The organism is Streptomyces caeni (assembly GCF_042678285.1).
Lineage (GTDB): Bacteria > Actinomycetota > Actinomycetes > Streptomycetales > Streptomycetaceae > Streptomyces > Streptomyces caeni.
In genome coordinates, this window is sequence record NZ_JBHUDX010000119.1 from 1 (window position 1) to 5,319 (window position 5,319).

4 protein-coding genes, 1 tRNA gene, 1 other RNA gene and 3 pseudogenes are annotated in these 5,319 nt (G+C 68.5%); 5 read left to right on the plus strand and 4 right to left on the minus strand.

Going from position 1 to position 5,319, the window contains the following annotated elements:
* Positions 1 to 1,316, minus strand: a 1,316-nt coding sequence (locus tag ACFSL4_RS34810) for a DNA polymerase III subunit gamma and tau (RefSeq protein ID WP_381091801.1), incomplete at its 3' end; no start/stop codon positions are given.
* Positions 1,317 to 1,405: 89 nt separating this feature from the next.
* Positions 1,406 to 1,502: signal recognition particle sRNA small type (gene ffs / locus ACFSL4_RS34815), an RNA gene on the minus strand.
* Between the two features lie 72 nt (positions 1,503 to 1,574).
* Here ffs and ACFSL4_RS34820 point away from each other — a divergent pair.
* The 3 genes and pseudogenes from ACFSL4_RS34820 to ACFSL4_RS37735 all read left to right on the plus strand — a co-directional run.
* A tRNA-Ser gene (locus tag ACFSL4_RS34820) sits at positions 1,575 to 1,662 on the plus strand.
* 226 nt (positions 1,663 to 1,888) lie between these two features.
* Positions 1,889 to 2,401, plus strand: a pseudogene (locus ACFSL4_RS37730) (RHS repeat-associated core domain-containing protein); the annotation flags it as partial.
* A 57-nt stretch (positions 2,402 to 2,458) separates the two neighbouring features.
* Positions 2,459 to 3,067 (plus strand): annotated as a pseudogene (locus tag ACFSL4_RS37735) (polymorphic toxin-type HINT domain-containing protein); the annotation flags it as partial.
* 87 nt (positions 3,068 to 3,154) lie between these two features.
* Here ACFSL4_RS37735 and ACFSL4_RS34830 read toward each other — a convergent pair.
* Positions 3,155 to 3,535 (minus strand): hypothetical protein, encoded by a 381-nt coding sequence (locus tag ACFSL4_RS34830; RefSeq protein ID WP_381091805.1) that lies wholly within the window; start codon positions 3,533 to 3,535, stop codon positions 3,155 to 3,157.
* A 466-nt stretch (positions 3,536 to 4,001) separates the two neighbouring features.
* Between ACFSL4_RS34830 and ACFSL4_RS34835 the strand changes: the two genes are divergently transcribed.
* Together ACFSL4_RS34835 and ACFSL4_RS34840 are read left to right on the plus strand one after the other, a co-directional pair.
* Positions 4,002 to 4,283, plus strand: a complete 282-nt coding sequence (locus tag ACFSL4_RS34835) for a ribbon-helix-helix domain-containing protein (protein ID WP_381091807.1) — start codon at positions 4,002 to 4,004, stop codon at positions 4,281 to 4,283.
* Entirely contained in the window at positions 4,280 to 4,705 is a 426-nt protein-coding gene (locus ACFSL4_RS34840; RefSeq protein ID WP_381091809.1) for a PIN domain-containing protein, read from the plus strand. Before ACFSL4_RS34835 ends, ACFSL4_RS34840 begins: the two co-directional genes overlap by 4 nt.
* A 269-nt stretch (positions 4,706 to 4,974) precedes the next feature.
* Here ACFSL4_RS34840 and ACFSL4_RS34845 read toward each other — a convergent pair.
* A pseudogene (locus ACFSL4_RS34845) lies at positions 4,975 to 5,199 on the minus strand (site-specific integrase); the annotation flags it as partial.
* Positions 5,200 to 5,319: the final 120 nt, after the last annotated feature.

Below are 5,319 nucleotides of genomic sequence, written 5' to 3' on the forward strand. Positions count from 1 at the left end.
GCCCCACCGTTCCGCACGGCGGCCCGGGCCGCCGCCACACCGCCGCCGGGTGCCACGGGCGCCGCCGCCTGCGGCCCCGGTCCCCCGGCCATCCCTCCGTGCACCTCTGGGCCAGGCACATACCCCATGGCCGGTCCCGCACCGCCGCCGGAGAAGTTGACACCCCGCTCCAGCCGGTCCAGGCGGGCCATGACCGACCGCTCGTCCCCGTAGGCGGCGGGCAGCAGCACCCGTGCGCAGATCAGTTCGAGCTGCAGCCGGGGCGAGGTGGCCCCTCGCATCTCGGTGAGACCCTCATTGACGAGGTCGGCGGCGCGGCTCAGCTCGGCCGGGCCGAAGACGCCCGCCTGGGCCTGCATCCGCTCCAATACGTCGGCCGGGGCGTCGATGAGGCCCTTCTCGGCAGCGTCGGGCACGGCGGCGAGAATCACCAGGTCCCGCAGCCGCTCCAGCAGATCGGCGACGAACCGCCGCGGATCGTTGCCCCCTTCGATCACCCGGTCGACGACCTCGAAGGCGGCGGCCCCGTCCCCGGCGGCGAATGCCTCGACGACGGAGTCCAGCAGCGACCCGTCCGTGTACCCGAGCAGCGAGGTGGCCATGGTGTAGGTCACGCCGTCGGCACCCGCGCCCGCCAGCAGCTGGTCCATGACGGACATGGAGTCACGCACGGACCCGGCACCCGCCCGCACGACGAGGGGCAGGACCCCGTCCTCGACGGGGATGCTCTCCTTCTGGCAGACCTCGGCGAGGTAGTCGCGGAGGGTGCCCGGCGGGACGAGCCGGAACGGATAGTGATGGGTCCGCGAACGGATGGTCCCGATGACCTTCTCGGGCTCGGTGGTGGCGAAGATGAACTTGAGGTGCTCGGGCGGTTCCTCGACGACCTTCAGCAGCGCGTTGAACCCCGCCGACGTGACCATGTGGGCCTCGTCGATGATGTAGATCTTGTACCGGCTGCTCGCGGGCCCGAAGAACGCCTTCTCCCGCAGGTCACGGGCGTCGTCGACACCACCGTGCGACGCGGCGTCGATCTCGATGACGTCGATGGACCCCGGCCCGTTCCTGGCCAGGTCCCGGCAGGACTGGCACTCGCCGCACGGAGTCGGTGTCGGTCCCTTCTCGCAGTTCAGGCACCGCGCCAGAATCCGCGCGCTGGTCGTCTTGCCGCAGCCGCGCGGTCCGCTGAACAGGTACGCGTGGTTGACCCGGTTGTTCCGCAGCGCCTGCTGCAGCGGGTCAGTGACATGCTCCTGCCCGATGACCTCGGCGAACGACTCCGGGCGATAGCGGCGGTACAGCGCGAGAGACGACACGACTACGAGGTTATAGGCGCCCACCGACAACATGCCGCGCCCGAGCCCCTCCCCTCGGACGCCCCCCGTGCGCCCTCGTACCCGGCAATGCAGAAGACCCCCCACGCACCCGCCAGAGCCGACCTACCCTTGCTGCCTTCCGGCCCTGGGGGAGTTCAGTCAGATAGCGCCGCGTGAGGGGCTGGGCCCAGCGTACCCGATGACGGAGGCGCTGAACGAGTTCGCTAGCACTCCCCGCCGTCATGTAATGTTTCCGGCGGAGGATTCGCCTAGAGGCCTAGGGCGCACGCTTGGAAAGCGTGTTGGGGGCAACCCCTCACGAGTTCGAATCTCGTATCCTCCGCCACGGCTGACCAGCCGAAACGAAGGTCCCGATCGCGCAGCGGCCGGGACCTTCGTCGTGCTGTGGTCTCAGTTTTGGTCTCAGTTGCCATGATGGGACCAGCTCGGACGTGGACGGACAGCGCCGGGAGCACCGGCCTTGGGAGTACCGGAGCGGAAATTAGCGATAGGTGCTCCCCCGCGGCTCACCGTTCCGGGCGACTCCCGGTCAGGAGCGCCCGCGCGTACGAGGTGTGCGCGGCGCGGTCACCAGCGCGACCGGTGACACGGTGCTCCAGTTCACCGACATCCACGGCGACGTGGCGCTCCAGCTCCCGCTCAATGCGGGCGAGGCGCCGATCGCCCTGGACACCGACGAGTACGGAAACCCGCGCAGCGGTCAGCAGGCCGTCCGCTACGGCTGGCTCGGCGGGAAACAGCGCTCCAGCGAGACGGTGGCCGGCTACACCCTCATGGGCGTACGCCAGTACAACCCCGCCACGGGCCGCTTCCTGTCCGTCGACCCCCAGCGCGGCGGCAACGCCAACGCCTACGAGTACTGCTCGGCCGACCCGGTCAACTGCTTCGACCTCGACGGCAAGTGGGGCTGGAAGAAGTTCTTCAAGAAGGCCAAGCGCTGGGCATGGCGCAACAAATGGGACATCGCGCTCACCGCGGCCGGCTTCATCCCCAGCCTCGGTGCCGCCGCCTGGGGCTACCGGGCCTACCGTGGCTACCGCGCCCTGCGGGCCGCACGGGCCATCGGCCGTAGCTGCCGCTGGAACTCCTTCCTGCCCGAGACGCTGGTCGTGCTGGCCGACGGCAGCACCAAGCCGATCAGCCAGGTGGAGGTTGGAGACCTGGTCCAAGCGGTGGACGAGATCACCGGTGAGGCCACGATCTCCCCGGTCTCCGACGTAATCATCGGTCACGGCACCAAGGATCTGGTCACCCTGTCCGTGGACGCGGACGGCGACGGCAGGTCGAAGAAGATCACCGCGACCGCCAACCACCCGTTCTTCGTCCAGGGCCGCGGCTGGCTCGACGCGTTCCAGCTGACTCCGGGCTCGCGCCTGTCGAACCCGAGCGGGCTCGCGCCAGAGGTTACATCCACCAGCCGCACACAGTCGGTCCGCACCGTCTTCAACCTGACCGTCGCCCGCAGCCACACCTACTTCGTGGTCACCGACGGCCGGTCGTCGCTGGTCCACAACTGCGCCAAGTACATCCCCAAGAAGCGCAACGTATTGAACTGGTGGCACCCCACCCGGTTCAGCAGCAAGGCCGCCGCGATCCGCCAGGCCAAGCAGGTCGCGCGGTACGGAGGCCGCTGCCGTTACCGCGGCCCGTGCGGCTCCGGCAACCACGTCCACGTCGACTTCATCAACCGATGGGGACGGATCTTCCGCACGAACCACTACCGCTGGTGAACACCGCGGTGGTGGATCCAGAGAGGTGACATGAACGTCGGGGGGTCAGGAATTCCTGACCCCCCGACTCATGCCGTCAGTACAGCGTCAGCAGAACTCCTCGACGTACAGCAGGACGCGGCCGTCCTGGGAGCGGAAGTCATACGCCTGGTACGTTCCGGGCTCGGGTGCGTCCAGCCGGTCCTTGATCAGGGCCCATGCCTCCTCGCGCCCGTCGGCCGGCACCGGCCGCAGCACCTCCCCGGCGCCCTCCCCGATGATCATCTCGTCCGCGCCGCGCACGAGTCGCTTGGCCAGCCGGGCGTCTAGCGGGCCCCGGCTCTTCGCCCATAGACAGCCCCGTCCGTCGACGAGTTCGCCCGCACTCGCGGGCGAGAGCTTACCGGTGGCTGGATCGGACCCTTCCACATGTTTCAGGGAGGCCACCACCTCGGCGAAATTCTTGTCGGGCGTTCGCTTTTTCGGCATGAGCCCAGTCTGGCAACAGCCACCTCCCGCCCACTACATGCATTCCTGCATGTCCTCTCTCCCGGCGGCGACACGATCAGCCACCACTTCCTTGCTCACCTTGGTCTCACGGAAGCATACGGTCCAGTCGGCCGCGAGGAGGGAAGCGTGACGTCTGCGGCAGTCGAGACCGACTCGTACGCCCCGGAACCGGGCGGGGAGAGTGACCAGGGCGGTTGCGACATTCAATACATTTCAAGCCCGCGGCGAACACGCCCTCTGTCGCTGATCAGCGGTCACGCATCGAGTGCGCCCCGGCCCCCAGCCGCAGCCGGGCTCCACCATCCGTACTGCGCGGACGGTGCCGGGGCGTGCCCGCCTGAGGACTGCGGCGGCGCACGACACCATGAACGACGAGCCGTCCAGTCACGCCACCGCTTGCGGCTGCACTGGTAAGGGAGCCAATACCAGGAGTATGGTCTCTTGTATGGCGACTACCAAAAAGGTGACAGTGACGATCCCCGAGGACCTCCTCGACGAGATCCGCGCAGAGGCGGCGGAACGGGGACTGTCGGCGTACGTCGCCGAGGCGCTGCGCTTCAAGCGCGACCGGGACCGGCTGCGGGAACTGGCCGACTGGCTGCAGGAGGAACACGGCCCCCTCACCGAGGAGGAGCGCACGGCAGCGTTCGAGGAGTTGGAGGGTCTCGACGCCGAGCACGAGCGCCGCCGCGCCGCCGGACAGCACGACGCCGGAGCGGCCGCGTGAAGAAGCGGGCCGCCGGGCACGGGCAGCGGCCGCTGCGCATCTTCGTACTCGACTGCGAAGCCCTGTCCCTGGCCGTGCGCGGCGACCGGAAGATGATCGCCTGGCTCGACCTCGCCGCCCGGGGTGAAGCCGAGGTGGTGACCTCCCCGATGACGCTGGTCGAGGCGTACGACGGCAGAACCACCGAGCAGCGCTGGGACTGGGTACTCTCCCGACTCAAGGTCGCCGACATCGGAAAGGACGAGGCCCGCCAGGCCCGCCGCCTCCTGGCCGATGCCAAGCTGCACGGCCACAAGTATGCGATCGACGCGGTGCTCGCCGTCGTCGCACGACAGCAGAAGGGGCAGGTCACCGTCTTCACGTCGGACGTGGACGACCTGGAGAAACTGGTCCCGGAGACGATCGTCGTCAAGAAGGTGTGATCGACGCTCTGGTCTCAGTTCTGGTCTCAGTTCTGGTCTCAGTTCTGGTCTCATTCATCCCCGTCCAGCGCCGTCCACCGACCGTCCGGCAGCCCGCTCCGCCCCTGGTCAGAACGGCCCTGCCCTCCCCTGAACCCCCGGGCGAACATTTGGAAAGCGTGTTGGGGGCAACCCCTCACGAGTTCGAATCTCGTATCCTCCGCCAGCTCAGAGGGCCGGACCACGAAAGTGGCCCGGCCTTCTGTCGTTCGTCCGTCTCGGTTTCCGTCTCATTCGCCTTTCCGGCCCGCATCAGGCAGGCTCGGCGGCTCCCAGAGCGCGTCTCCGACCTGCTGCGCCACCTTCCGCAGCATCGTCCCCGTGATGTGCATGTACCGGGCCCGCATCCGGGCCGCTCCCCCGGGCTCCCATCCCATGATCGCGTCGACCACGACATCCGGGACGCCGAGGATGAGGAGTACGGTCGCGGCGGTGTGGCGAGCGTCATGCGTGCGCCGTGAGGCGCAGTGGTTCGAGTGGAGGTGAGAGACCTTCACCACTGATTCCGTCGCAGCGGGACGGTGGAGCTGAGGGCAGCCTGATCCGGGTGGTGCCGGGGAGGGTGGGAGCAGCCC

Coding starts and splice junctions, on each gene's coding strand:
- ACFSL4_RS34830 (WP_381091805.1), bottom strand. CDS start 3,535: ATGCCGAAAAAGCGAACGCCCGACAAGAATTTCGCCGAGGTGGTGGCC.
- ACFSL4_RS34835 (WP_381091807.1), top strand. CDS start 4,002: ATGGCGACTACCAAAAAGGTGACAGTGACGATCCCCGAGGACCTCCTC.